The organism is Cupriavidus sp. SS-3 (assembly GCF_035818815.1).
Lineage (GTDB): Bacteria > Pseudomonadota > Gammaproteobacteria > Burkholderiales > Burkholderiaceae > Cupriavidus > Cupriavidus taiwanensis_C.
The window spans coordinates 135,969-160,407 of the sequence record NZ_JAYLVT010000005.1; the positions used below are offsets into that span (position 1 = coordinate 135,969).

Genomic DNA, 24,439 nt, shown 5'->3' on the forward strand with positions numbered 1-24,439 from the left:
ACGCGGCGGGGCCCGCGGTCGTAGCCGAATCAAAACGCGGATTATAGCGACGCAGACCGGCGCGGGCGAAAAAAATTCCCCGCTGGCGCGAATGCGCCACGCGGGGCACCGCCTGCGCCACAAGCCGGATGCCCGGCGGGTTCAGCCGCCGCGCCGGCGCCATATCTGCCAGCGCTCCTGCCCCTGGAACACCGGCAGCGGCGCGGCCGAGGGCCGGTCCTCGATGCGCTCGAAGGCCGGCCCGAGCAGCGCATCGAGCTCCGTCTCCGGCATCGCGAACGGCGGTCCGCCGCGGTTCTCGCCCAGGTAGAAGTAGCCAGCCAGCAGCCCGCCCGGCGGCAGCAGCTCGGCCACGCGGGTGCCATAGGCCGCGCGCAGCGCCGGCGGCAGCGCGCACAGGAAGGCGCGCTCGTAGATGAGCTCGCACCGCGGCTGCGGCGTGAAGGCAAAGAAGTCGCCCTGCTGCACCACCGCCCCGGCCGGCCCGAGCGCGCGCCGCGCCGACGCCACCGCCTGCGCAGAAAAGTCGATCGCCGTCACCGGCCAGCCGCGCTCGAACAGCCACGCCGCCTCCCAGCCGTTGCCGCAACCGGGCACCAGCGTGGGACACGGCTGGCGGCCTTCGACAAAGCGGCGGAATTCTTCCGGCACGCCGCCCAGGTCCCAGGGCGTGAAGCCTTCCTTGAAGCGCTCGTCCCAGAACGCCGGGTCGCCGGCGTTGCGCGTGGTAAAGCCGGGCACCGGCCTGGTGGTATCGCCCATGGGTCTGTCTCCGTCCTTTGTGGTATTGGCCTGCGCCTACCAGTAGCCGGCCCAGCCCAGCACGTGCGTGAGTACGATGCCGGCGACAAAGCCGCCCACCAGCAGCACCGCGGTGCCGAGCAGCCGGTTGGTGCGGCGCTGCTCCACCACCAGCATCGCCAGCAGCTTGTCCTGCTCGCCGTTGGTGGTGAGCGCCCGCCGCTCCAGGAACTGGTGCGCCAGGCGCGGGAAGTCGGGCAGCATCTTGGCCCACAGCGGCGCCTCAACCTTGATCCGCTCCCAGGCGCCCTGCCAGCCCACCTGCTCGTGCATCCAGCGCTCCAGGAACGGCTTGGCGGTCTTCCACAGGTCCAGGTCCGGATCGAGCTGGCGGCCCAGCCCTTCGATATTGAGCAGGGTCTTCTGCAGCAGCACCAGCTGCGGCTGGATCTCGACGTTGAAGCGGCGCGAAGTCTGGAACAGCCGCATCAGCACCATGCCCAGCGAGATTTCCTTAAGCGGCTTGTCGAAGTACGGCTCGCAGCAGGCGCGCACCGCGCTTTCCAGTTCTTCCACGCGGGTCTCGGGCGGGACCCAGCCCGATTCCACGTGCAGCAGCGCCACGCGGTGATAGTCGCGGCGGAAGAAGGCGATGAAGTTCTGCGCCAGGTAGTTCTTGTCGAATTCCGACAGCGCGCCGACGATGCCGAAGTCCAGCGCGATATAGCGGCCGAAGGTCTCGGGCTGCACCGACACCAGGATGTTGCCCGGGTGCATGTCGGCATGGAAAAAGCCGTCGCGGAATACCTGGGTGAAGAAGATCTCGACGCCCTCCTCCGCGAGCTGGTGCATGTCGACGCCGGCGGCCTTGAGCGACTCGGTGCGCGAGATCGGGATGCCGTGCATGCGCTCCATCACGAACACCGTGCTGCTGCACCAGTCCCAGAACACCTCGGGCACCAGCAGCAGGTTGGTGTCGGCAAAGTTGCGGCGCAGCTGGCTGGCATTGGCCGCCTCGATCATCAGGTCGAGCTCGTCGTGCAGGTATTTGTCGAACTCGGCCACCACCTCGCGCGGCTTCAGGCGCTTGCCGTCGGCCCAGAAGCGCTCCAGCCAGGTGGCCATGTCGCGCATCAGCGCCAGGTCGCTGTCGATCACCGGCAGCATGCCCGGGCGCAGCACCTTCACCGCGACCTCGCGCCCATGGCAGGGGCCGCCCTTGAGCGTGGCGAAGTGCACCTGCGCGATCGAGGCGCTGGCCACCGGCTGGTGCTCGAAGGTCTCGAACAGCTGGTCCAGCGGCCGCCCCAGCGAGCGCTCGATGATCCTGACCGCCACCGCCGAATCGAACGGCGGCACCTGGTCCTGCAGCTTGGCCAGTTCGTCGGCAATATCCGGCGGCATCAGGTCGCGCCGGGTCGACAGCACCTGGCCGAACTTGACGAAGATCGGGCCCAGCCGCGTCAGCGCCAGCCGCAGCCGCACGCCGCGGGGCATGTCGAGCTTGCGGCCGATGGTGATGACCCGCACCAGGAAACGGATCCTGCGGCTGCTGAAGCCGGAGAGCACCAGCTCGTCCAGGCCGTAGTAGAGGATGACGAAAAGGATCTTGCCAAGGCGCAGGAGGCGGGTCATTCGGGAGTCTTCACGGGGCCGGGCAGGCAGTCAGTGGATGATCGGGGGGAAGCGCGGCTTGGCCGCCTCAGCGGTGCGGCGACGGCAGCTTGCCGGACGGGCCGGACGCGCCGGACGGGCCGGAGGAGCCCGGCGCTGGCGGCGTGCCGCCGCGCTCCAGGCGCTCCAGCCGCTTCTCCAGCCGCGCCAGGCGGTCGCGCACCTGGCCCACGCCGGCGCCAAAGTCATCCAGCGCGGCGTGGCGTACCAGGGTCGGCTGTTCGTCTAGCAGGTAGTCGGTGACGTTGTCCAGCAGCGCCCGGCCCACGCGCGTGGCCTGCTCATGGACCTGGCGCGCGCCATCGACCACGCGCTGCGCCACGCTGTCGCTGACCGGCCCGCCGAGGATGCCGCGCAGCGCGCGCGACAGGTCCTCGGCGGCATCCCAGCGCAGGTTGCGCGCCAGCGTCGACACCGTATTGGCCAGCTCGGCGTCGCCCTCGATGCGCACATGGCGCATGGCGGCGGCCTGGCCACCTTCGGCCACGTCTGCGGCAACCAACGGCCACTGCTGCACCGGCACGCGCAGCGTCACCGCGGGCGCCTCGGCCGCGGGTGCCAGCTCCGTGCAGCCGTGTTCGGTCACCTTCAGCGACAGCTCGAAGGCGGCGGCATCGAAACGGATCACGCGTCCGGCAAACGGCGCCAGCTGGTTGCGGGCCCACGGCTCCTGCTCGAGCAGGTGATTCAGTGCCGCGACGGCAGGCGTGGCCAGGGCGGAAGGCAGAGTATTCATGACAGCGCGGTTGGCGGGCAGGCGGCGACGCGCGGGACCGGCGTCGCAAACAAAAAGGCCCACGCTTTCGCGTGGGCCTCCATTCTAAGCTACTCCCCCCGGCGCATCACCGCCGCGGGGTGCGGCATCAGGACTCTTGCTGGATCCCGGCCAGCAGCCAGCCACCGCTGCCGGAGACCGGCTTGGCCAGGTTCCAGACCTCGCCGAACGGCTGCGCCGCCTCGCCCGCCTTCTCGCGGATCATGCCCGAGAAACGCACGCTGGCCAGGTGCTGGGCCGGCGACGACTCGATGCCGAGCAGCTGGGCTTCGAGCGTGACCACATCGGTCTTGTTGACCTCGGCGCCGCGCTCGGCCAGGTCCATCTTGATCTCGGCGAACATCTCCGGCGTGGTGAACTCGCGGATATCGTCCAGGTTGCCGGCATCCCAGGCGGCCTGCAGGCGCACGAAATGGACCTTGGCATTGCGCAGGAAGGATTCGGCGTCGAAGTCGGCCGGCACGCCCCACGGCTGCTGCGCCACGGCCCCCGCTGCGACCGGCGCTGCCGATGCCGGCAGGACCGGGCTGCCCGACACGTTGCCCGACATGTTGCCCGACGAAAGCGGCGTCGGCTCGCCGCGGAACATCGGCTCGGCGTCGCGGCCGAGGTTCGGCGCGCCGCCGGCACCGGCATAGGCCGGCTGAGCCGTGCGCTTGCTGCCACGGAACTTGCGGATCAGCCAGATCGCGGCAAAGGCCACCAGCGCGATCAGGATCAGGTTGGACAGGAAGGTCAGCGCCGCGCCGCCCAGGCCGAAGTGCGACAGCAGCCAGCCGATGCCCAGGCCGGCGGCGATGCCGCCGAGGATGCCGCCCCAGTTGCGCTTGGGCGCCGCGGCCGCGGCCGCGCCGGCTGCGCCGGCGGTGGCCGGTGCCGCCTGCTGTGCGGGTTGCTGCGCCTGTTGCGTGGGCGAGGTGGGCTGGGTCTGCTGGCGCTGGGTCACCGACTCGGACTGCTTGCCAATGCTGCGCGAGCCGCCCATGCGCTTGGCCTCGGCGTCGAACGCCATGCCGACGGCCAGCGCCGTGACCAGCGACCCCACCAGGAATTTTCCACGAATTGACGACATATGCTGTTATCCCCTGTCAGTTTCACCCATATACGGGCGAGCATGGCGATTTCAAGTGTTCTTTCAAGTGTTCTCAATACTTGCGCCCGACGTGGAGCGCCACCACTCCGGCCGTCAGATTGAAGTATTCGACATTCTCCAGGCCTGCATGTTCCATTAAGCGTACAAGCGAAACCTGGTCTGGATGCATTCTGATCGATTCCGCGAGATAGCGATAGCTGGGGGCATCCCCTGCCACGCGCTGGCCCAGCCACGGCAGCACCTGGAAAGAATAGACGTCGTAGGCCTTCTCCAGCGGTTTCCACACCTTGGAGAACTCCAGCACCATGACCTTGCCGCCCGGCTTGACCACGCGGCGCATCTCCGCCAGCGCGGCTTCCTTGTGCGTCATGTTGCGCAGGCCGAAGGCGACCGTGACCAGGTCGAAGTAGTTGTCGGGGAACGGGATTTTTTCCGCGTCGCACAGCGCCACCGGCGTGACGATGCCCTTGTTGAGCAGCCGGTCGCGGCCCACGCGCAGCATCGACTCGTTGATGTCGGTCAGCCACACCTGTCCGGTCGGGCCGGCCTGCTTCGCGAACGCCTTGGCCAGGTCGCCGGTGCCGCCGGCAATGTCCAGCACCTTGTGACCCGGGCGCACCCCGGCCTGCGCGATGGTGAACATCTTCCACAGCCGGTGCATGCCGCCCGACATCAGGTCGTTCATCACGTCGTACTTGCTGGCCACCGAATGGAACACGCCGGCAACCTTGCCGGCCTTTTCCGTTTCGTCGACCTTTTCGAACCCGAAGTGGGTTTCACTCATCTTTCAAGACTCCAGGATTGTCGGGGGCGGCTCAGTGATGGCCGCAGGCGTGCCCGCCACCTGCGGCGGGCATCGGGGTGTCGCGGTTCGCGCCGGCGGCTTCCAGGCGCTGCAGGTAGTCCTGCCACAACGCGTCCTGGTTGTCGCCCAGGCGGTACAGCAGGTCCCACGAATAGATGCCGGTGTCGTGGCCGTCGGAAAAGCGGATCTGGATGGCGTAGTTGCCGACCGGCTCGACCGCGTCGACGCCGACCTCGCGCTTGCCGGTCTGCAGCACCTCCTGTCCAGGGCCATGGCCCTGGACTTCGGCGGAGGGCGAATACACGCGCAGCAGCTCGAACGGCAGCCGGAAGCTGCGGCCATTGTCGAAGCCGATCTCGAGCACGCGCGATTGCGTGTGCACCGTCAGCGCGGTGGGATGGGGGGTGTCTTTTTCCAGGCCTGCCATGGTGATCGCGGCCCGCTGAGGGGCGCCGGTGAGGGTGATTGCCGCATGATGCCGCCGTGGCCGCGCCGGCTGCCGCGGCAGCCCCGCATCACGCTTCGCATACGACCCGATAGCTTACCCCAGGCTCGCCGGCTTGCGCAGCCCGGGCCGCTTCCGCGTCCTGCGGCACGTAGCGCAGCCTGCGCTGGTGGAACGCCGCCACGGTGCTGCGGTGCGCAATGCTGACGATCGCCGTTTGCGGCAACTGCTCCACCATCAGCTGGTACATGGCGCGCTCGGTATCCTCGTCCAGCGCGCTGGTGGCTTCGTCGAGGAACAGGTAGTCGGGCTTCTGCAGCAGCGCGCGCGCAAAGGCCAGGCGCTGCTGCTCGCCCGGCGACAGCCGCAGCGACCAGTTGTCGAACACGTCGAGCTGGTCCGCCAGCGCGGCCAGGCGGGTCTGGCGCAGGGCCGCCTGCAGGACTTCCTTGCTGTGCTCGGTGCCCGCGTCCGGGTAGGCCAGCGCATCGGCCAGCGTGCCGATCGGCAGGTAGCTGCGCTGCGGCAGGAACAGCCGGCGCGCCCCTTCCGGCATGGTCACCGTGCCGCTGCCGTACGGCCAGATCCCGGCGAGCGCGCGGAACAGCACGCTCTTGCCGCAGCCTGATGGGCCGCTGACCAGCCAGCGCTCGCCCGGCGCCACCGCCAGCGAGAACGGCGCCACCAGCGGCCGCTGGCCCACCGCCGCGCCGCGCGCTGCGCGCACCGGCAAGGCCAGCGCCAGGCTGTCGATGGCGATGCCCTCCTGCGGCTTGCCGTGGTAAGCCACCTCGATATCACGGCTGCCATCCTGCGACGCATCCTGCCGCTCGGCCACGCGGATGGCTTCGTGGAAGTCGATCAGGCGGTTGGCCGCCGCCTTCCAGCCCACCAGCGTGGCATAGCTGTCGACGAACCACGACAGCGCGCCCTGCACCTGGCCGAACGCGGAACTGGTCTGCATCAGCCCGCCCAGCGTCATCTTGCCGGCGAAGTAGCGCGGCGCCGCGACCAGGATCGGGAAGATGATGGCGAACTGCGCATAGCCGGAACTGACGAAAGTCAGCCGCCGCGTATAGCGCATCAGCTGGTTCCAGTTGGCGCGGATGCGGTCGAAGCGCGCGCGCAGGCCGGCCTGCTCGGTCGGCTCGCCGCGGTACAGCGCCACCGGCTCGCTGTTCTCGCGCAGGCGCACCAGCGTGAAGCGGAAGTCTGCTTCGTATTGCTCCTGCTGGAAGTTCAGGCCGATCAGCGGGCGGCCGACCACGTGCGCCACCAGCGAGCCGATCACCGCATAGCCGGCCGCGAACCACACCATATAGCCGGGGATGGTCCATTCGGTGCCGCCCAGCGCGAAGCTGATCGGCCCGGACACGGTCCACAGGATGCCGACGAAGGACAGCAGCGTCACCACCGAGTTGAGCAGCCCCAGCGACAGCGACAGCGCGCCGTCGGTAAACAGGCGCAGGTCATCGGCAATCCGCTGGTCGGGGTTGTCGGTGGCGTGGGTCTGTTCGATGCGGTAGTAGGCCTGGTGCCCGAGCCAGTGCCCCATGAAGCGGCCGGTCATCCAGGTACGCCAGCGCATCTGCAGCATCATGGTGTAGTACTGGCGCGAAATCGCCGCGACGATGAAGAACGCCGCGATCCATGAGAAGCGCAGCAGCAGCACCTTGAACGAGGCATAGTCGCGCTGCTCCAGCGCGTTGTAGAACACGCGGTTCCATTCGTTGAGCAGCACGTTGATATAGACGATGCCCAGGTTCAGGGCGATCACCAGGGTAAGCAGGCCAAGGCCAGCCACGCGGTCTTCGGATTTCCAGTAGGGCTTGATCAGCGCCCAGGTCGCTGCCATGCGCAGCCGGCTCTGGATCTTGAGGGCCTTGGCAGGGACGGCCGGGCCCGGTACGGTGACTGAGGTCGGAGTGGAGGACATAGGGACAGCGCTTGACCCGCCAGCGGATGCCGGCCGGGCTTGTTGTTCTGGATACCGTGGCGACGGGCCACGGCGTCAACAGCATTCAGACGGCCGGGGCCGGGCGCGGGTTCCGCGCGCCCCTCAGGCGTCGTCGGCCTGGAGCAGCGAAAGCGCCGTGCGCAGCGCCGGCAGCCGGCTGGCCAGTTCCTGCACGCGCGCGGTATCCGCGGCGCGCTGCGGCGCCGCCCAGATGGCCTCGGGGAAATGCGTGTCCCAGCGGTAGCGCGGAATGATATGCCAGTGCAGGTGCGGCACCATGTTGCCGAAAGCGGCCAGGTTGACCTTGTCAGGCGTCATCACTTCGCGCACCACCCGCTCCGCGCGCGCGACCAGCCGCATCAGCCACGCCTGGTCGGCCTCGTCAAGGTCGCTCAACTCGGCCACGTGGTCGTTCCAGACGATGCGGCAGAAGCCGGGAAAACGGTCATGCTCGACCAGGATCAGGCGGGCGCGGTCGCCCATCCAGACCAGTTCGCCGCCGTCGGAGCGGCACAGGGCGCAGTCGGGAACTCCGCTCATGAGGTGATTTTATCCATGGATGCTTGCTGTACGCGACAAGGCTCGCTGTCGTTTCCGCATATGCAAAAAACGTGCTGAGGATACCGTTTTCAGGTTTGGCTTATTGTTTCCCTTGTTTGCCGCTGGAATAGTGATTGCCTCCAGGCAACAATCAAATAGTAGTCATGACCCGCTGCGTGCACCGCAAACAGGCAAATCGATGGATCGCCGCCCTCAGGCTTTGCGCGCTCCTGCTCTGGAGTATGAGCCTTGCTTCCCCGGCGACCGCCGACTGCATTGTCACAAGCGGCAATCCCGGCACTGCAACCATCTCGCTACCGGCAACAATCAGTGTACCGCGCGACACGCCGACGGGAACCGTTCTCTACGACAGCAACTGGGTTGCGGCCGGCCCGGTAAATATTTCGTGCAGCGGCACGTTCCAGTACACGTATGGCTATGCGAGCCCGATGCAGCTGGTGCCCGGCTACAGCAACGTATACCAGACGACTGTCGCCGGCATCGGCATCAAGGCGGGTTGGGCAAACTGGATGTCCGGCACGCCCAGCATCGACAGCGCCCCGCTTGCCTCGCCGCCGGTATCACAAGCCATTACCAACCAGGCCTGGACCCCATACGGCCCGATGAGCCGCTACCGCATGCAAATGGTCGTCACGGGTCCGGTGAGGCCGGGTACCGTTACGCTGCCCCCCCTGCTGGCGCAAGCCAGCTATGGCTCGCTGACCGTTGCCCAGCTGATGATAAGCGGCAATACGCAGATCATCGCCCCGGCCTGCACCGTGCAGACCCCTTCCTTGACCGTCAACATGCCGCCGCTCAGCGCCTCCGCCTTCCAGGCCACGGGCTCGACAGCCGGCCAGACCGCATTCAGGCTGTTGCTCAGCTGCTCCGGTCCGACTGCCATCGCCATGACCCTCACCGATGCCACGCAGCCCGGCAACACAGGCAGCAACCTGTCGCTGGCAAGCGGGTCGAGTGCCGGTGGGGTGGCCTACCAAATCCTCTACAACGGCACGCCGATGAGTTTCGGGCCCGCGTCGGCGGTAGCCGGCAACCTCCACCAGTTCAATGTCGGCACCGTGACCGGCGCCAGCGACATGCAAGTCCCGCTGACTGCGCGCTACATCCGTACCGGCACTGTGACGCCGGGCACGGCCAATGCCGCCGCGACGTTCACAATGAGCTATCAATAACGGCGCAGGAGCGCCGTACACCAGCCCCCGCAGCGGCACACTTACCCTCCCGCCGGCACGCGCCTTCGGGGCATACTCGGGAGCCAGTTCTCGCGTAGCCGACGACTGGCTCCCCTTGCTCAGACCAGCACCCTCTCAATGCCGCCGGCATTGGCCTTCTGCACGTACTCGGGAAGCCAGTTTTCACCCAGCAGGTGCTTGGCCATCTCGATCACGATGTAGTCCGCCTGCACCGACGCATCTTCCTTGTAGCGCGACAGTCCCTGCAGGCACGACGGGCAGCTGGTCAGGATCTTGACGTCGCCGGTAAAGCCGTCGGCGCGCAGCTTGTCGGCACCCTTGGTCATTTCCTCTTCCTTGCGGAAGCGGACCTGCGTCGAGATATCCGGGCGCGTCACCGCCAGCGTGCCCGACTCGCCGCAGCAGCGCTCGTTCTTCTCGATCTTGCCCAAACCCGTGTTGCCGCCCATCAGGTCGTTGACCAGCTTGGTCGGGTCCATGGTCTTGATCGGGGTGTGGCAGGGATCGTGGTACATGTAGCGCGTACCGGTCACGCCCTCCAGCTTGACGCCCTTCTCGAGCAGGTACTCGTGGATGTCGATGATGCGGCAGCCCGGGAAGATCTTCTCGAATTCATACCCGGCGAGCTGGTCGTAGCAGGTGCCGCAGCTGACCACCACGGTCTTGATGTCGAGGTAGTTCAGCGTGTTGGCCACGCGGTGGAACAGCACGCGGTTGTCGGTGACGATCTTCTCGGCCTTGTCGTACTGGCCGCTGCCGCGCTGCGGATAGCCGCAGCACAGGTAGCCCGGCGGCAGCACGGTCTGCACGCCGACGTGCCACAGCATCGCCTGCGTCGCCAGCCCGACCTGCGAGAACAGCCGCTCCGAGCCGCAGCCCGGGAAGTAGAACACCGCTTCCGATTCCGGCGTGGTCGCCTTCGGGTCGCGGATGATCGGCACGATCTCGTTGTCTTCGATGTCGAGCAGCGCGCGCGCGGTCTTCTTGGGCAGGTTGCCCGGCATCTTCTTGTTGATGAAGTGGATCACCTGCTCGCGCACCGGCGGCTTGCCGACGGTCGCGGGCGGATGCGCGGTCTGCTTCTTCGCCAGCTTCTTCAGTACGTCGTTGCCCAGGCGCTGCGCCTTGTAGCCCCAGTCGATCATGACCTTGCGGGTCAGGTTGATGGTCTCGGGGTTGGTGGCGTTGAGGAAGAACATCGACGCCGCGGTGCCGGGGTTGAACTTCTTCTGCCCCATCTTGCGCAGCAGGTTGCGCATGTTCATCGAGACGTCGCCGAAGTCGATCTTGACCGGGCACGGCGTCACGCACTTGTGGCAGACGGTGCAGTGGTCGGCCACGTCGGAGAACTCGTCCCAGTGCTTGACCGAGATGCCGCGGCGGGTCTGCTCTTCATACAGGAAGGCCTCGACCAGCAGCGAGGTCGCCAGGATCTTGTTGCGCGGGCTGTACAGCAGGTTGGCGCGCGGCACGTGCGTGGCGCACACCGGCTTGCACTTGCCGCAGCGCAGGCAGTCCTTGACGCTTTCGGCAATGGCGCCGATGTCGCTCTGCTGCATGATCAGCGACTCATGCCCCATCAGGCCGAACGACGGCGTGTAGGCATTGCGCAGGTCGGCGCCAGGCAAGAGCTTGCCCTTGTTGAAGCGGCCCTGCGGGTCGACCTTCTGCTTGTAGGCGCGGAAGTCGCCGATCTCTTCCTCGGTCAGGAACTCCAGCTTGGTGATGCCGATGCCATGCTCGCCCGAGATCACGCCGTCCAGCGATCGCGCCAGGTCCATGATGCGGGCCACCGCGCGGTGCGCGTCCTGCAGCATGTCGTAGTCGTCGGAGTTGACCGGGATGTTGGTGTGGACGTTGCCGTCGCCGGCGTGCATGTGCAGCGCCACGAAGACGCGGCCGCGCAGCACCTGCTTGTGGATCTTCTGGGCCTCGTCCAGGATCGGCTTGAATTCGCCGCCGTTGAAGATCTTGCGCAACTCGGCACGGATCTCGTTCTTCCAAGACACGCGGATGGTGCGGTCCTGCAGCAGGTGGAACACGCTGGCGTCCGGCTGCTGGTGCAGCCGCGCCTCGAACTCCTGCCCGAGCAGCCCCAGCCCGTGCCCGATCAGCGAGGCCTTGGCCTGCGCCAGCGGCGTGTCCAGATGGCCTTGCAGATAGCGCCAGCGCGCACGGATCTCGCGCAGCAGCGTCAGCGCGTGCTGCACGCGGTCTTCCAGCAGCTCGGCGCTGGGGATTTCGTTGGCGTCGTCGCTGCGGCCCAGCGGCAGGTTGCCGCGCGCGAAGAACGCTTCCAGCGTGTCGACCAGCTGCAGCTTGCTCTTGATCGACAGCTCGATATTGATGCGCTCGATGCCGTCGGTGTATTCGCCCATGCGGTTCAGCGGAATCACCACGTCTTCGTTGATCTTGAAGGCGTTGGTGTGCTTGGCGATGGCGGCGGTGCGCGAACGGTCCAGCCAGAACTTCTTGCGCGCCTCGGGGCTGACGGCGATAAAGCCTTCGCCGCTCTTGCCGTTGGCCATGCGGATCACTTCCGAGGTGGCGCGCGCCACGGCGTCTTCATCGTCGCCGACGATATCGCCGATCAGCACCATCTTCGGGAAGGCGTTGCGCTTGCTCTTGGTGGCGTAGCCGACCGCGCGCAGGTAGCGCTCGTCCAGGTGCTCCAGGCCGGCCAGGATGGCGCCGCCGGGCTTGCGCGTCTCGGCATCGAGGAAGTCCTTGATCTCGACGATGCTGGGGATGGCGTCGCGCGCCTGGCCGAAGAACTCCAGGCACACGGTGCGGATGAACTTCGGCATGCGGTGCAGGATCCAGCGCGCGCTGGTGATGATGCCGTCGCAGCCTTCCTTCTGCACGCCGGGCAGGCCGGCCAGGAACTTGTCGGTGACGTCCTTGCCCAGGCCTTCCTTGCGGAACTTGCGGCCCTCGATGGCGAGCGTCTCGGTGCGCAGCACCTTCTCGCCCGGGGCGCGGTTGCCGTCCGACCACTTCAGCTCGAAGGTGGCCACCGGCACGTCGTGGATCTTGCCCAGGTTGTGGTCCAGCCGGGTGATTTCCAGCCAGTTGCCCTCCGGGTCCACCATGCGCCACCAGGCCAGGTTGTCCAGCGCGGTGCCCCACAGCACGGCCTTCTTGCCGCCGGCGTTCATGGCGACATTGCCGCCGATGCACGAGGCGTCGATCGAGGTCGGGTCAACCGCGAACACCAGGCCGGCCTTGTCGGCCGCATCGGCCACGCGGCGCGTCACCACGCCGGCGCCGGAGAAGATGGTCGCGACCTTGTGCGACACGCCCGGCAGGTCGGTCTGCTCGACCGGACCCAGCTGCTCCAGCTTCTCGGTATTGATCACCGCGCTCATCGGCGTCAGCGGCACGGCGCCGCCGGTGTAGCCGGTACCGCCCCCGCGCGGGATGATGGTCAGGCCGAGCTCGAAGCAGCCCTTGACCAGGCCGGCGATCTCTTCCTCGGTGTCGGGCGTCAGCACCACGAACGGGTATTCCACGCGCCAGTCGGTGGCGTCGGTCACGTGCGACACGCGCGACAGGCCATCGAACTTGATGTTGTCCTTCTGCGTGACGCGGCCCAGTACGCGCTGCGCGCGCTTGCGCAGGTCGTAGGCGGCGGCGAATTCGTTCTTGAAGTCCTCGATCGCCTGCTTGGCGAAGGCGACCAGCTGCTCCACGCGGTGCGAGCGGTCCTCGGCGGCGGGCTCGGCGTGCTCGGCACGGTCGGCGGCGCGGCGCTTCTCGATCTCGTTCAGGCGGTGGTGCAGCGCGCTGACCAGCATCTGGCGGCGCTTGGGATTTTCCAGCAGGTCGTCCTGCAGGTAGGGATTGCGGCGCACCACCCAGATATCGCCCAGCACCTCGTACAGCATGCGGGCCGAGCGGCCGGTGCGGCGCTCGCTGCGCAGCTCGTCCAGGATGCGCCAGGCTTCCTCGCCGAGCAGGCGGATGACAATCTCGCGGTCCGAGAAGGACGTGTAGTTATAGGGGATTTCACGCAGGCGCGGCGGGGCGTCCTGCGCGGCGAGCTTGGCGTCGAGCACGAGTGGGGCGTTCATGGGGGGACCGCTTCCTGCTGCGCACGGGGACAGTGCGCGAATCGTTCAGTAAAGGGCGATTGTACTGCAAGCCCTGCTTTCGCCGCACCGCAGCATGACGGAATCCTTGTCGGAACAAGGGATTAGCGACTGTCCGGGCGCCCGATGCGCCCCGCAAGACGGTCCCGAAGCCGCGCCGGAATCAGAACCAGGCCTTCACGGTGTGCGCAATGTTCTGCCAGAAAGTGTCCGGAATCCACATCAGCCCAGCGGTCATGACCAGGTAGCGCAGGAACTTGCCGACCGCCATCCAGGCCAGGCTGGGCCAGAAAGACAGGCGCAGCCAGCCGGCCAAAGTGCACAATGGATCACCAACGCCGGGCAGCCATGACATCAGCAGCGTGGGCGGGCCCAGCCGGCGCATCCAGCGGAAGTAGCGCGCATCGAGCTTGGGCTTGGGCGGCTTGCGCGCGTGGGCGCGGTGCTCCAGGTGTTCGGCCTCGTGCTCGCGCGCACGGCGCCGCTTGTGGTAGCGCACCAGTGCCAGCTTGGCCGCGTAGCCCAGCCACCAGTCGATCGCGCCGCCAACCGTGTTGCCGGCGGTGGCCACCAGGATCGCCGGCCAGAACATCTGCGGATTGAGCTTGACGTAGCCGAACACGGCGGGCTCGGAGCCGAGCGGCAGCAAGGTGGCCGACACCAGGCTGACCACGAAGATCGCGGGCAGGCCTACCTTGGGCAAGGCAATGGTTTCGAACAGCCAGTCGAAGAAGGCTTCCATGTAAGGGGACAGGGCCGGTGGCGCGGCTCATTCTAGCGGGCCGTGCCCCAAACGGGGCGCGGGCAAACCACATGGCACCTGTGCGGGATTTGTGATTAACTGTTAGAGCCTGTCGCGGCCAAACGTTCGCCGGCCGTGCCGATGCGCCGGCCGCAAGGTTCGCTGGCGCACCAACCGCAGTTGCAGCGGCAGCACCAATATCACGAATTAGCCGTCCTATAGCCGTCTTAAGCGGCAGTACCGCGTCGTGGCCAGTCCCGCGCTTTGCTTTCGGGATCTGGGAATTGGTCATGCGCGTCCACCCCACATGGAGACAAGCATGGCGATTCCGATCCGCCTGACGGTCAACGGCAAGCCCGTTGACGCGCAGGTAGAACCCAACACCCTCCTGGTCCAGTTCCTGCGCGAACAGCTGCGCCTGACCGGCACCCACGTCGGCTGCGACACGGCGCAGTGCGGCGCCTGCACGGTCCACCTGGATGGCCGGGCGGTCAAGTCGTGCAACATCCTGGCGCTGCAGGCGGACGGCGCCACCGTGACCACCATCGAAGGACTGGCCGGGGACAAGGTTGGCAACGGCCTGCACCCGATGCAGGAGGCTTTCCGCGAATGCCACGGGCTGCAATGCGGCTTCTGCACGCCGGGCATGGTGATGAGCGCGACCGCGCTGGTCCAGCAGCATCCCGACGCCGACGCCGCCACCATCCGCGCCCACCTGGAAGGCAACCTGTGCCGCTGCACGGGCTACCACAATATCGTGCGTGCGGTGCAGCAGGGCCAGGCGGCCATGCAGGGCACGGCGGCCAGCGCCGCCAGCGCGGAATAAGGGGGACCTGCCATGAACGCACCCGACAACCAGCGCCTGGTGGGCGCTTCGGTCAAGCGCAAGGAAGACTACCGCTACCTGACCGGCAACGGCCAGTACACCGACGACATCGTGCTGCCGCAGCAGAGCTACGGGTATTTCCTGCGCTCGCCGTACGCGCACGCGCGCATCCGCTCGATCGACAAGACCGCGGCGCTGGCCGCGCCCGGCGTGATCGCCGTGCTGACCGGCGCCGAGCTTGCCGCCGACAAGGTGGGCGGCCTGCCCTGCGGCTGGCTGATCCACAGCATCGACGGCACGCCGATGAAAGAGCCGCCGCACCCGGTGATCGCCCACGACAAGGTGCGCCACGTCGGCGACCAGGTGGCGCTGGTGATCGCCGAGACCCTGCAGCAGGCGCGCGACGCCGCCGAGCAGATCGAGGTCGACTACGAAGAGCTGCCTGCCGTGGTCGGCGCCGCCGATGCCGCATCGGCGTCGACGCTGGTGCACGACGACGTGCCGGCCAACACCTGCTACACCTGGGGCCACGGCGACAAGGCCGCCACCGACGCCGCCTTCGCCAAGGCCGCGCACGTGACCACGCTGGAGATCGTCAACAACCGGCTGATTCCCAACGCAATCGAGCCGCGGGCGGTCAACGCCAGCTATGCGCGCCAGGACGACAGCTACACCGTCTACGTCGCCAGCCAGAACCCGCATGTCGAGCGCCTGCTGATGGGCGCGTTCGTGCTGGGGCTGCCGGAATCGCGGCTGCGCATCATCGCGCCCGACGTCGGCGGCGGCTTCGGCTCCAAGATCTTCCTGTATCCGGAAGACGTGGCGCTGACGTGGGCATCGAAGAAGGTCGGCCGCCCGGTCAAGTGGACCGCGGACCGCAGCGAGTCGTTCCTGACCGACGCGCACGGCCGCGACCACGTGACCAAGGCCGAGCTGGCGCTCGATGCCGACGGCAAGTTCCTGGCGATGCGCGTGCATACGGTCGCCAACATGGGCGCGTACCTGTCGACCTTTGCCAGCAGCGTGCCGACCATCCTGTATGCGACGCTGCTGGCCGGCCAGTACTCCACGCCGGCGATCTATGCGGAGGTCAAGGCGGTGTTCACCAACACCGCGCCGGTGGATGCCTACCGCGGCGCGGGGCGGCCCGAAGCGACCTTCGTGGTCGAACGGCTGGTCGAAACCGCCGCGCGCGAGCTGAACATCGATCCGGCCGAACTGCGGCGCAAAAACTTCATCCGCCAGTTCCCGTACGCAACCCCGGTGGGCCTGACCTACGACACCGGCGACTACGAGCCGTGCCTGGCGCGCGCGCAAGAGCTGGCCGACGTCAAGGGCTTCCCGGCGCGGCGCGACGAGGCGAAGCAGCGCGGCAAGCTGCGCGGCCTCGGTTATTCCTGCTACATCGAGGCCTGCGGGCTGGCGCCTTCCAACATCGCCGGCGCGCTTGGCGCGCGTGCCGGCCTGTTCGAGGTGGGCGAGATCCGCGTGCACCCGACCGGCACGGTGACGGTCTTCACCGGCTCGCACAGCCATGGCCAGGGGCACGAAACCACTTTCGCGCAAGTGGTGGCCGACCGCCTCGGGCTGCAGCTCGACCAGGTCGAGATCGTGCACGGCGACACCGGGCGCGTGCCGTTCGGCATGGGCACCTACGGCTCGCGCTCGCTGGCGGTGGGCGGCTCCGCCATCGTCAAGGCGCTCGACAAGATCGAGGCCAAGGCCAAGAAGATCGCCGCGCACCTGCTGGAGGCGTCTGACAGCGACATCGAGTTCAGCAACGGCGTGTTCCGCGTGGCCGGCACGGACCGCACCAAGACCTTCGGCGAGGTCGCGCTGAGCGCCTACGTGCCGCACAACTACCCGCTCGACAAGCTCGAGCCGGGCCTGAACGAAAACGCCTTCTACGACCCGACCAACTTCACCTACCCGTCCGGCGCCTATGTGTGCGAGGTGGAGGTCGACCCCGACACCGGCGCGTCGCAGGTGGTCAAGTTCACCGCGGTCGACGACTTCGGCAACATCATCAACCCGATGATCGTCGAAGGCCAGGTGCATGGCGGCATCGGCCAGGGGCTGGGCCAGGCCATGCTGGAGCAGTGCGTCTACGACGAAGACAGCGGCCAGCTGCTGACCGGCTCGTACATGGACTACGCCATGCCGCGCGCCGGCGACCTGCCCGACTTCACCGTCGAGACCGCCAGCGGCACGCCCTGCACGCACAACCCGCTGGGAGTGAAGGGCTGCGGCGAGGCCGGCGCGATCGGCTCGCCGCCGGCCTTCATCAACGCGCTGGTCGACGCGCTGTCGCCGCTGGGGGTGAAGGATGTGCAGATGCCCGCCACGCCGCATCGCGTATGGCAGGCGATCCAGGCAGCGCAACCCCAGCCCTGAGCCACCGCACCGCAAAGGAAACCGACATGTACGCATTCAACTTTGAACGCGCCGCGGATGCCAAGGCGGCGGTGGAAAAACTCAAGGCCGATCCCGACGCCAAGTTCCTCGGCGGCGGCCAGAGCCTGCTGGCGGCGATGAAGCTGCGGCTGGCATCGCCGTCGACGCTGGTCGACGTCGCGCGCATTCCCGGCATGGCCGAGATCCGCGTCGAAGGCAAGGAGGTCGTCATCGGTGCCGCCGCGCGCCATGCCGACGTGGAAGCCAACGCCGAGGTGCGCCAGCGCATCCCGGCGCTGGCGGCGCTGGCCGGCGGCATCGGCGACCGGCAGGTGCGCGCGATGGGAACCATCGGCGGCGCGCTGGCGAACGATGATCCGGCGGCGTGCTATCCCGCGGCGGTGCTGGGGCTGGGCGCCACCGTGGTCACCGACCGGCGCAGCATCGCGGCGGATGACTTCTTCAAGGGCCTCTACGAAACCGCGCTGGAACCCGACGAGCTGATCACCGCGGTGCGGTTCCCGATCCCGGATCAGGCGGCCTATGTGAAGTTCCGCAATCCGGCATCGCGCTTTGCGCTGGTGGGGGTGATGGTGGCGCGCACCGGCAATACGGTGCGCGTGGCGGTCACCGGGGCGGCCGACAGCGTGTTCCGTTGCCAGCCGCTGGAGCAGGCGTTGTCGGCCGACTTCAGCACGCAGGCGGCGCGTGGGGTGAAGGTCGATGCGGGGAAGCTGAATACTGACCTGCATGCGTCGGCGGAGTACCGGGCGCATCTGATTCCGGTGCTGGCGGCAAGGGCGGTGGAGGCGGCGGTGAAGGGGTAGTGGCGCATCACCTGTCCCATTGTGGTCTCCCCTCTCCCGCAAGGCGGGAGAGGGGAGCAAACCGCTGGCGTGCGAGGCGCGTCGGCAAAACAGAACGCTTCATGCTCCCCACCTCCATCGACGACACCCTCGCCCAGCTCGAACACCAGCAATACTTCGCCGACCGCGAAACCGCCACGGTGCTCTACCTCGCGCTGCGCATGCAGCGTCCGCTGTTCCTCGAAGGCGAGCCCGGGGTCGGCAAGACTGCACTGGCGCAAGCCATGGCGGGCGTGCTCGGCACGCGCCTGCTGCGGCTGCAATGCTATGAGGGACTCGACGCCGCCAGCGCCCTGTACGAATGGGACTACCCGCGCCAGATCATGGCCCTGCGCCTGGCCGAAGCCCGTGGCGAGCGGCCCGAGGCGCAATCGCTGTACCACGACGACTACCTGCTCAAGCGCCCGCTGCTGGAGTCGCTGCTGCCCGATCCCGCCGCACCGGGCGTGCCGCGCGTGCTGCTGATCGACGAGATCGACCGCGCCGACGAACCGTTCGAGGCCTTCCTGCTCGAGGTGCTGTCCGAATTCCAGGTGTCGATTCCCGAGATCGGCGTGATCCGCGCCGAGCGCCCGCCGCTGATCGTGATCACCTCCAACCGCACGCGCGAGGTCCACGACGCGCTCAAGCGCCGCTGCCTGTACCAGTGGGTTGGCTATCCCGACCGCGACCGTGAATTGCAGATCGTCGCCGCGCGCGCGCCCGAGGCCGCTGCCGCGCTGCAGGCGCAGGCGATTGACTTCGTGCACAGGCTGCGCGGCATCGACCTGTTCAAGGCGCCCGGCATCGCCGAGGCCATCGACTGGTGCCGCGCGCTGGCGGCGCTGGGTGTAACCGAGCTCGACCCGCAATCGGTGCGCGACACGCTGGGCGTGCTGCTCAAATACCAGGACGACCTGGCGCGCGTCGACGGCCCCACCGTGGCGGAACTGCTGGCGGGCGCCGCGCCGGGAGGCTGAGCCGTGCCCATGCTGCACGCCGCGGCGCGCAGCGGCGGTCCGCATGCAGGACTGCCGGTGCTGGCGCGCAACGTCACCCACTTCATGCGGCTGCTGCGCGACGGCGGCTTCGCCTTGTCGCCGGCGCACGCGGTCGATGCACTGGCCGCGCTGCGCCTGGTCGACATCGGCCGGCGCGACGACGTGCGCGCCGCGCTGGCGGCGCTGGTGCTGTCCGGCCCCGACCAGCGGCCGCTGTTCGACGCCGCCTTCGACCTGTTCTGGCGCGATCCCGACTGGGAAGGCAAGCTGCGCGCGCTGCTGCTGCCGCGTGTCGACGCGGGCGCGCCGCCGCCGAAGCGCAGCAACCGGCTGGCCGATGCGCTGGCCGCGCGCCAGCCCGATATGCCCACGCGTCCGGCACAGACCGAAGCCGAGCGCATCCACGTGCCGCTGACCTTCTCCGACCAGGAACGCCTGGCGCAGCGCGATTTCGAAACCCTGACCGCGCAGGAATGGCGCGCCCTGCAGCATCTGGTGCGCACCCGCCGCACCCACCTTGCGCTGCAGCGCACGCGCCGGCTGCGCGCCGCCACCTGCGGCACGCACGCCGACCTGCGCGCCAGCGCGCGCCTGGCGGTGCGCCAGCACGGTGAGTGGCTGCGCTGGAAATTCCGCAGGCACGCCGAGCGCAAGCCGCCGCTGGTGCTGCTGCTCGATATCTCGGGCTCGATGAGCCAGTACTCGCGCGCGGTGCTGTACTTCTGCCATGCGCTGATGCAGTCGCGCGAGCGGTTGTCGGTGTTCCTGTTCGGTACGCGGCTGACCAATATCACCCGCTCGCTGCGCGAGCGCGACCCCGACGAAGCCGTCGCCGTGATTACAAGCCAGGTGCGCGACTGGGCCGGCGGCACCCGCATCGGCGCCGCGCTGGCGAGCTTCAACCGCCACTGGGCGCGCCGCACGCTGTCCGGCCGCGCCACGGTGCTGCTGGTGACCGACGGGCTCGACCACGAACATATCGACCTGCTCGGCGACGAAATGGCTCGCTTGCGCCGCTTTGCCCATCGCATCGTCTGGCTCAACCCGCTGCTGCGCTACCCTGGATTCACGCCGCAGGCGCGCGGCGTGCAGGCGATCCTGCCGCATGTCGATGCGCTGCGCCCCGCGCACAACCTGGATAGCCTGCTGGCGCTCGAATCCCTGCTGTCCGACCAGGGCGGGCCCGCGCGGGCCGGCGCCCCCAACTCGCCAAGAAAGGAAACCCCGCCATGGAAATGAACCAGAGCCAGCGCCTGCCGGTGCCGCAGCAGGTGGCATGGGAAGCGCTCAACGACACCGAGCTGCTCAAGCAATGCATCCCGGGATGTGAGAGTATCGAGCCCGACGGCGACCACGCCTACCTGCTGGCGATGACGGCCGCGGTGGGCCCGGTCAAGGCGCGCTTCAAGGGCCGCATGGCGCTGGAAGACATCCAGGCGCCCGACAGCTACACCATCCGTTTCGACGGCCAGGGTGGCGCGGCGGGCTTCGGCAAGGGCAGCGCCCAAGTCCGGCTGGAACCAGACGGCGATGAAACTGTCCTGACCTATACCGTCAACGCCCAGGTGGGGGGCAAGATCGCCCAGATCGGCTCGCGGCTGGTGGACGCCGCGGCACGCAAGATGGCTGACACCTTCTTTGCGCGCTTCACCGAGGCCGTCACCCCTGACGCCACAGACAGCACGCCAGCGGCCGAGGGCGCCCCCGCCGCAGCCGCCGGCGACAACTCCGATAACGAACCGACAGAACAAGCGAAGCGGAAACGATCATGGACAGCGTGGATCTCGAAGTCCTGAAGAACAGCGTGCAGTGGCAGCAGCAAGGCCACCGCGTGCTGCTGGTGACGGTAGTGCGGACCTGGGGATCGTCGCCCCGGCCCGAGGGTGCGATGCTGGCCGTGCGCGACGACGGCCTGGTGGTCGGTTCGGTCTCGGGCGGCTGCATCGAGGACGACATCATCGACCGCGTGCGCCGCCAAGGCATCACCTCTGACCGGCCTGAAGCGATCAAGTACGGCATCAGCGCCGAGGAAGCGCACCGCTTTGGCCTGCCGTGCGGCGGCACCATCGAGCTGGTCGCCGAGCCGCTGGGTCCGGCCAGCGGCATCGCCGAACTGCTCGACGCCGTGGAGAACGGCCGGCTGGTCGCGCGCACGCTCGACATGACCACGGGCGCGGCCACGCTGGGCCCGGCCAATGCCACCGACGGGCTGGCGTTCGACGGCAAGACCCTGCTCACCATCCACGGCCCGCGCTACCGCATGCTGGTGATCGGCGCCGGGCAGCTGTCCAAGTACCTGTGCCAGATCGCGGTCGGCCTGGGCTTCCAGGTCACCGTGTGCGACCCGCGCGAGGAATACACCGAGACCTGGGACATCCCCGGCGTCACCATGGTACGCACCATGCCGGACGACACCGTCACCGACATGAAGCTGGACGAACGCTGCGCGGTGATCGCGCTGACGCACGACCCCAAGCTGGACGACCTGGCGCTGATGGAAGCGCTGCGCACCCGCGCCTTCTATGTGGGCGCGCTGGGGTCGCGCCGCAACAACCAGGCGCGCCGCGAACGGCTCAAGGAGTTCGACCTGACCGAGCTGCAGCTGGCACGGCTGCACGGCCCGGTGGGCATCTATATCGGCAGCCGCACGCCGCCGGAGATCGCGATCTCGATCCTGGCCGAGGTGATCGCGGCCAAGAACCACGTCTCGCTGCCCGACATCCTGCAGGTGGAAGGCGCCAAGGCCGCGCGCGAAATGGCTGCCAGCACCGGCAGCAGCTGCGACGTGGCGCCCGATCCTGCCTGACGACCCCGCGAGTGCCGCCATGACCGCCGCCCCCAACGCTCCCCTGCTCCGCACCGACCTGCCCACCGGCATCCTGCTGGCAGCGGGCTTCGGCCGCCGCTTCGATGCCGCCGGCCAGCGCAACAAGCTGCTGGAGCTGCTGCCCGGCGGACGCTCCGTCGCCTGGCGCAGCGCCCGCACGCTGGCCGCGGCGCTGCCCGAATCGATTGCCGTGATCCGCCCCGGCAACCCGGCGCTGGCGGAAGAACTGCGCCGCGGCGGCTGCCGCGTGCTGGAAGCGCCCGAGGCCGAAGCCGGCATGGGCGCGGCGCTGCGTGCCGCCGTGGCGGCAACGCCCGAAGCGCGCGGCTGGGTCGTGGCGCTGGCCGACATGCCTTGGCTGCCGATGGAACTGATCCGCGCGGTGGCGCTGACCATCACCACGCCCGACACCATCGCCGCGCCGTGGCGCAACGGCCAACGGGGCCATCCGGTGGGCTTTGGCGCGGCCTGGCGCGACGCCCTGCTGGCACTGGACGGCGACGAAGGCGCGCGCGCGCTGCTGAAGGACAAGCCGGTGACGCGGATCCTGACCGAGGACGAGGGCGCGTTCCGGGATATCGATACGCCGGCGGATCTGCGCTGAGACAGAAGCAAGCCGGCTCAGCCGCCGCCCTGCTGCGCTTCGGCCAGTTCGGTGGTCTTCACCGCCATGATGAAATCATTGCGGTGCAGGCCCTTGATCTTCTTGGTGCGCCAAGACACCGTCGCATGTCCCCAGCCGAAGCTGATCTCGGGATGATGCCCCTGCGCCTCGGCCAGCTGGCCGACGCCGGTCACGAAGGCCAGCGCCTGCGCGAAATTGCCGAAGCTGAAACGCCGCTCGAGCCGCGTCGCGCCATCGGCCAGTTCCCAGCCTGGCGCCTGCTGCAGCAGGGCCTCGGCCTCGTCGGGCGTCAGCGGCGGCACGCCGCCGCGGCAAGGCGTGCACGATTGCGCTGCCAGGTTTTCTTCGCTCATGGTCTTGCTCCCCGACCGGAACGCGCCGTCGCTATGCGCCTTCGGTCTCGGTCAATGCGCGCAGGTATTCACGGCTCCACCAGTGCACATCCTGCGCGCGGATGCGCTCCAGCAGTTTCTGGTGGCGCTGCTGGCGCTCGGCCAGCGGCATGTGCAGCGCCTGCTGGATCGCCTGCGCGGTGGCGCGCGTGTCATAGGGATTGACCAGCAGCGCCTCGCGCAGCTGCTCGGCCGCGCCGGCAAAGCGCGACAGCACCAGCACGCCCGGATCCTCCGGATCCTGTGCCGCGATGAATTCCTTGGCCACCAGGTTCATGCCGTCGCGCAGCGGCGTCACCAGCGCCACGCGGCTGGCGCGGCACAAGCCGGGCAGCCGCTTGCGCGCGGTGGTGCGGTGGATATAGCGCACCGGCATCCAGTCCAGCTCGCCGAATTCGCCGTTGATCGAGCCGCTCAGCTGCTCCATCTCGCGGCGCAGGTCGACATAGGCGTCGACCGATTCGCGCGAAGGCGCGGCAATCTGCACCAGCGTCGCGCTCGAGCGGTTCTCGGGATACTCGGCCAGCAGCCGGTAGAACGCCTTGAGCCGCTGCGGCAGGCCCTTGGAATAGTCGAGCCGGTCGATGCCCAGCAGCAGCCGCCGGCGCGCATATTGCGCGCACATCATCTCGTAGGTTTCCTGCGCTTCCTCGCCGCGGCCCAGTTCCATGAACTCGTCGACGTCGATGCCGATCGGAAACGCCTGCGCCCGCACCGTGCGGTGGAAGGCGCGGTAGCGATGCTCGCCCATCGGCTCGGCCTGCGCTTCGGCCTGCACGTAGCGCGAGAAATGCTCGACGTCGGCATGGCTCTGGAAGCCGAGCAGGTCGTAGGCAAACAGCGCGCGCATCAGCCACTCGTGCTGCGGGATCGCGGCCAGGATCAGCGGCGGCGGCAGCGGCACGTGAAGGAAGAAGCCGATCTTCTGCCCGCAGCCGATCGCGCGCAGCTCGGACGCCAGCGGGATCAGGTGGTAGTCGTGGATCCAGATGATGTCGTCGGGCTGCAGCAGCGGCGCCAGCTTGCGCGCGAACAGCTGGTTCACGCGCCGGTAGCCGTTGAGGAAGTTGGAATCGAAATCCGCCAGGTCGAGCCGGTAGTGGAACACCGGCCACAGCACGCCGTTGCTGTAGCCCAGGTAGTAGGCGTCATGGTCCTCGCGGCTCAGGTCGACGGTGGCCAGCGTGACGTTGCCGGCCTGCTGCAGGTGCAGGTCGCCTTCGCCGGGCGTGCCACCCTGGGCGGTTTCCAGCGCCTTGCCGCTCCAGCCGAACCACAGGCCGCCGGTCTGCCGCAGGGCCTCGGACAGCGCGACGGCCAGGCCGCCCGCGGCGACGTTGCGTGGATCTGCGACCCGGTTGGATACCGCTACAAGTCTTGGCATAGATGTTTTTCTTCAGTTCCTTGTTCTTGGTGCCGGCACTGCGTGCCGTGCGCGGATGCCGCCCCCCA

The 24,439-nt window shown here is 68.2% G+C and carries 21 protein-coding genes; 9 read left to right on the top strand and 12 right to left on the bottom strand.

Features of this window, described 5'->3' with window-relative positions:
* Positions 1-141: 141 nt before the first annotated feature.
* From U9J39_RS10230 to U9J39_RS10265, 8 genes are all read right to left on the bottom strand, one after another.
* A complete protein-coding gene (locus U9J39_RS10230) occupies positions 142-762 on the bottom strand; it encodes a methyltransferase domain-containing protein (RefSeq protein WP_115708126.1) in 621 nt (206 codons plus the stop codon).
* A 36-nt stretch (positions 763-798) separates the two neighbouring features.
* Entirely contained in the window at positions 799-2,376 is a 1,578-nt protein-coding gene (gene ubiB / locus U9J39_RS10235) for a ubiquinone biosynthesis regulatory protein kinase UbiB (protein ID WP_116312135.1), read from the bottom strand.
* 67 nt (positions 2,377-2,443) lie between these two features.
* A complete protein-coding gene (locus tag U9J39_RS10240; RefSeq protein WP_116312134.1) occupies positions 2,444-3,151 on the bottom strand; it encodes a ubiquinone biosynthesis accessory factor UbiJ in 708 nt (235 codons plus the stop codon).
* Positions 3,152-3,278: 127 nt separating this feature from the next.
* On the bottom strand, positions 3,279-4,262 hold the full coding sequence (locus U9J39_RS10245; RefSeq protein WP_326347006.1) for a Tim44 domain-containing protein: 984 nt from the start codon (positions 4,260-4,262) through the stop codon (positions 3,279-3,281).
* A gap of 73 nt (positions 4,263-4,335) precedes the next feature.
* Positions 4,336-5,067: a bifunctional demethylmenaquinone methyltransferase/2-methoxy-6-polyprenyl-1,4-benzoquinol methylase UbiE gene (ubiE, locus tag U9J39_RS10250; protein ID WP_115679357.1), complete on the bottom strand. Its 732-nt coding sequence runs from the start codon at positions 5,065-5,067 to the stop codon at positions 4,336-4,338.
* Between the two features lie 31 nt (positions 5,068-5,098).
* Complete coding sequence (locus U9J39_RS10255; RefSeq protein WP_115708119.1) at positions 5,099-5,515, bottom strand: gamma-butyrobetaine hydroxylase-like domain-containing protein; 417 nt, start codon at positions 5,513-5,515, stop codon at positions 5,099-5,101.
* A gap of 88 nt (positions 5,516-5,603) precedes the next feature.
* Positions 5,604-7,469 (bottom strand): ABC transporter ATP-binding protein/permease, encoded by a 1,866-nt coding sequence (locus tag U9J39_RS10260; protein WP_115708117.1) that lies wholly within the window; start codon positions 7,467-7,469, stop codon positions 5,604-5,606.
* 123 nt (positions 7,470-7,592) lie between these two features.
* Complete coding sequence (locus U9J39_RS10265) at positions 7,593-8,030, bottom strand: HIT family protein (RefSeq protein WP_115708115.1); 438 nt, start codon at positions 8,028-8,030, stop codon at positions 7,593-7,595.
* 164 nt (positions 8,031-8,194) lie between these two features.
* Between U9J39_RS10265 and U9J39_RS10270 the strand changes: the two genes are divergently transcribed.
* On the top strand, positions 8,195-9,223 hold the full coding sequence (locus U9J39_RS10270; protein ID WP_326347007.1) for a fimbrial protein: 1,029 nt from the start codon (positions 8,195-8,197) through the stop codon (positions 9,221-9,223).
* A 119-nt stretch (positions 9,224-9,342) separates the two neighbouring features.
* Here the strand turns inward: U9J39_RS10270 and U9J39_RS10275 are convergent, their stop codons facing one another.
* Positions 9,343-13,317, bottom strand: a complete 3,975-nt coding sequence (locus U9J39_RS10275) for a DUF3683 domain-containing protein (RefSeq protein ID WP_115708111.1) — start codon at positions 13,315-13,317, stop codon at positions 9,343-9,345.
* 181 nt (positions 13,318-13,498) lie between these two features.
* Positions 13,499-14,077 (bottom strand): YqaA family protein, encoded by a 579-nt coding sequence (locus U9J39_RS10280; RefSeq protein WP_111518313.1) that lies wholly within the window; start codon positions 14,075-14,077, stop codon positions 13,499-13,501.
* A gap of 319 nt (positions 14,078-14,396) precedes the next feature.
* Here U9J39_RS10280 and U9J39_RS10285 point away from each other — a divergent pair, with 319 nt between their 5' ends.
* The 8 genes from U9J39_RS10285 (at position 14,397) to U9J39_RS10320 (ending at position 22,574) form a co-directional block, all read left to right on the top strand.
* The gene (locus U9J39_RS10285; RefSeq protein ID WP_115679351.1) at positions 14,397-14,903 is read left to right on the top strand and encodes a (2Fe-2S)-binding protein; all 507 of its coding nucleotides are present in this window, start codon (positions 14,397-14,399) and stop codon (positions 14,901-14,903) included.
* A 12-nt stretch (positions 14,904-14,915) separates the two neighbouring features.
* Complete coding sequence (locus tag U9J39_RS10290; protein WP_115708110.1) at positions 14,916-17,297, top strand: xanthine dehydrogenase family protein molybdopterin-binding subunit; 2,382 nt, start codon at positions 14,916-14,918, stop codon at positions 17,295-17,297.
* 26 nt (positions 17,298-17,323) lie between these two features.
* Positions 17,324-18,124, top strand: coding sequence for an FAD binding domain-containing protein (locus U9J39_RS10295; RefSeq protein WP_115679349.1), 801 nt, complete (start codon positions 17,324-17,326; stop codon positions 18,122-18,124).
* Between the two features lie 101 nt (positions 18,125-18,225).
* A complete protein-coding gene (locus tag U9J39_RS10300) occupies positions 18,226-19,122 on the top strand; it encodes an AAA family ATPase (RefSeq protein WP_116312130.1) in 897 nt (298 codons plus the stop codon).
* Between the two features lie 9 nt (positions 19,123-19,131).
* Positions 19,132-20,382: a vWA domain-containing protein gene (locus U9J39_RS10305; protein ID WP_116312129.1), complete on the top strand. Its 1,251-nt coding sequence runs from the start codon at positions 19,132-19,134 to the stop codon at positions 20,380-20,382.
* Positions 20,373-20,939 carry a CoxG family protein gene (locus U9J39_RS10310; RefSeq protein ID WP_115708106.1) on the top strand — a complete coding sequence of 189 codons (567 nt, stop codon included), beginning with the start codon at positions 20,373-20,375 and terminating at the stop codon, positions 20,937-20,939. Before U9J39_RS10305 ends, U9J39_RS10310 begins: the two co-directional genes overlap by 10 nt.
* Positions 20,912-21,949 carry an XdhC family protein gene (locus U9J39_RS10315; protein WP_115708105.1) on the top strand — a complete coding sequence of 346 codons (1,038 nt, stop codon included), beginning with the start codon at positions 20,912-20,914 and terminating at the stop codon, positions 21,947-21,949. Before U9J39_RS10310 ends, U9J39_RS10315 begins: the two co-directional genes overlap by 28 nt.
* Before the next feature lie 19 nt (positions 21,950-21,968).
* Complete coding sequence (locus U9J39_RS10320; protein ID WP_252667171.1) at positions 21,969-22,574, top strand: nucleotidyltransferase family protein; 606 nt, start codon at positions 21,969-21,971, stop codon at positions 22,572-22,574.
* 17 nt (positions 22,575-22,591) lie between these two features.
* Here the strand turns inward: U9J39_RS10320 and U9J39_RS10325 are convergent, their stop codons facing one another.
* Both U9J39_RS10325 and otsA read right to left on the bottom strand, forming a co-directional pair.
* Positions 22,592-22,948, bottom strand: a complete 357-nt coding sequence (locus U9J39_RS10325) for a 4a-hydroxytetrahydrobiopterin dehydratase (RefSeq protein ID WP_115708104.1) — start codon at positions 22,946-22,948, stop codon at positions 22,592-22,594.
* Between the two features lie 31 nt (positions 22,949-22,979).
* On the bottom strand, positions 22,980-24,371 hold the full coding sequence (gene otsA, locus U9J39_RS10330) for an alpha,alpha-trehalose-phosphate synthase (UDP-forming) (RefSeq protein WP_018008747.1): 1,392 nt from the start codon (positions 24,369-24,371) through the stop codon (positions 22,980-22,982).
* Positions 24,372-24,439: the final 68 nt, after the last annotated feature.